Source organism: Pseudomonas sp. MF4836 (assembly GCF_002018875.1).
Classification (GTDB): Bacteria; Pseudomonadota; Gammaproteobacteria; order Pseudomonadales; family Pseudomonadaceae; genus Aquipseudomonas.
In genome coordinates this window covers 1-2,036 of the sequence record NZ_MVOL01000037.1, presented here as the reverse complement: position 1 = coordinate 2,036, position 2,036 = coordinate 1, and the positions used below count along the sequence as shown (strand labels likewise).

The 2,036-nt window shown below is 64.9% G+C and carries 1 protein-coding gene; it reads left to right on the top strand.

Annotated elements, in window-relative coordinates; genetic code table 11:
- On the top strand, positions 1-2,036 hold a 2,036-nt coding region (locus MF4836_RS34595; protein ID WP_238596263.1), incomplete at both ends, for a condensation domain-containing protein.

The following is a 2,036-nucleotide window of genomic DNA, read 5'->3' as shown; positions in this document are numbered from 1 at the left end:
GGTCCCGGCGCACCTGTTATTCCTCGACACCCTGCCATTGACCGGCAACGGCAAGCTGGACCGCAAGGCTCTGCCCCAGCCCGATGCCAGCCTGTTGCAACAGGCCTATGTGGCGCCGCAAAGCGAGCTGGAACAGCAGATCGCGGCGATCTGGCAGGACGTGCTGAAGCTGGAGCAGGTCGGCCTCACTGACGATTTCTTCGAACTCGGCGGGCATTCCCTGCTGGCGACCCAGGTGGTGTCGCGGGTACGCCAGAGCCTGGGCCTGGAAGTGGCGCTGCGGACCTTGTTCGAGCACAGCCGGTTGGCGGAGTTTGCCGCGTCCCTGGGGCCGGTGACCCAGGGCCAGGAGCCGCCATTTGTGCGGGTTGATCGCGAGCAGCCCCTGGCCCTGTCCTATGCCCAGGAGCGGCAGTGGTTTCTCTGGCAACTGGACCCCGAGAGTGCCGCCTATCACCTGCCAACCGCCTTGCGCTTGCATGGGGACCTGGATATCCAGACCTTGCAGCGCAGCCTCGACACCCTGATCGAGCGCCATGAGTCTTTGCGCACCACCTTTGTCGAGACGAGCGAGCGCACCCTGCAACGAATTGCCGGGCAGATGGCGCTGCCAATCGACCTTGAAGTCTTGCCGCCGGTCGAGGACCGCGCGGCGCAAATCAAGGCCAGGGTCGAGGTGGAAACCGCGCGCCTGTTCGACTTGCAGCAAGGACCGTTGCTGCGGGTCAAGCTGCTGCGCCTGGCGCCGGATGACCATGTGCTGATCCTGACTCAGCACCATATCGTGTCCGATGGCTGGTCGATGCAGGTCATGGTCGATGAACTGGTGGCGCTGTATGCCGGCCACAGCCAGGGCCTGAAGGTCGAGCTGCCCGAGTTGCCGATTCAGTACGCCGACTATGGCGTCTGGCAGCGGCAATGGATGGATGCTGGCGAGCGCGAGCGGCAGTTGGCGTACTGGGTCGGGCAACTGGGTGGTGAGCAGACGGTGCTGGAGCTGCCGGCCGATCATGGGCGCCCGGCGGAACAGAGTTTTCGTGGCGCGAAAGTCGACCTGGCCCTTGGCGCCGAACTGAGCAAGGCGCTGCGCCACTTGGCCCAGCAGCAAGGCGTCACTCCGTTCATGCTGCTCCTGGCCTCGTTCCAGGCATTGCTGCATCGCTACAGCGGGCAGACGGATATCCGCGTGGGCGTGCCGATAGCCAACCGTAATCGGGTCGAGACCGAGCGCCTGATAGGCTTCTTCGTCAACACCCTGGTGCTCAAGGCCGAACTGGATGGCCAGGTGCCCTTTAGTGAACTGTTGCAGCACGTGCGGCAGACCGCCCTGGATGCCCAGAGCCATCAGGACCTGCCCTTCGAACAGTTGGTGGAGGCCTTGCAGCCCGAACGCAGCCTGAGCCAGAGCCCGCTGTTCCAGGTGATGTACAACCATCAAGGGGAAGGCCAGCAGGCCCAGGCCGCCCGGCAATTGCAGCACTTGCGCTTGGAGGCCCTGGAGTGGGACAACCCCACCTCGCAATTCGACCTGTCCCTGGACACCCAGGAACACGGCGAAGAATTTTCCGCGATCCTGACCTACGCCACCGACCTGTTCGAGGCTTCGACCATCGAGCGTCTGGCCCGGCATTGGCAGAACCTGCTGCAGGCGATTGTTGCCGACCCAGAGCAGCGCATCGGCGATCTGCCGTTGCTGGATGCTGCCGAGCAGCAGCGCATGATCACCGACTGGGGCCGGGCGACCCTGGACTACCCGAGCCAGGCGCGGGTGCACCAGTTGTTCGAGGAACGGGTCGAGGCCCAACCCGAGGCGGTGGCGCTGATTTTCGAGGATGCACAACTGAGCTACCGCCAGCTCAACAGCCGGGCCAACCGCCTGGCTCGCCACCTGCAAGCGCGCGGGGTGGGGCCGGATGTGCTGGTGGGCATCGCGGTGGAGCGCGGCCTGGACATGATCATTGGCCTGCTGGCGGTGCTCAAGGCTGGCGGCGCCTACGTGCCATTGGACCCGGAGTACCCCCAGGATCGCCTGCTGT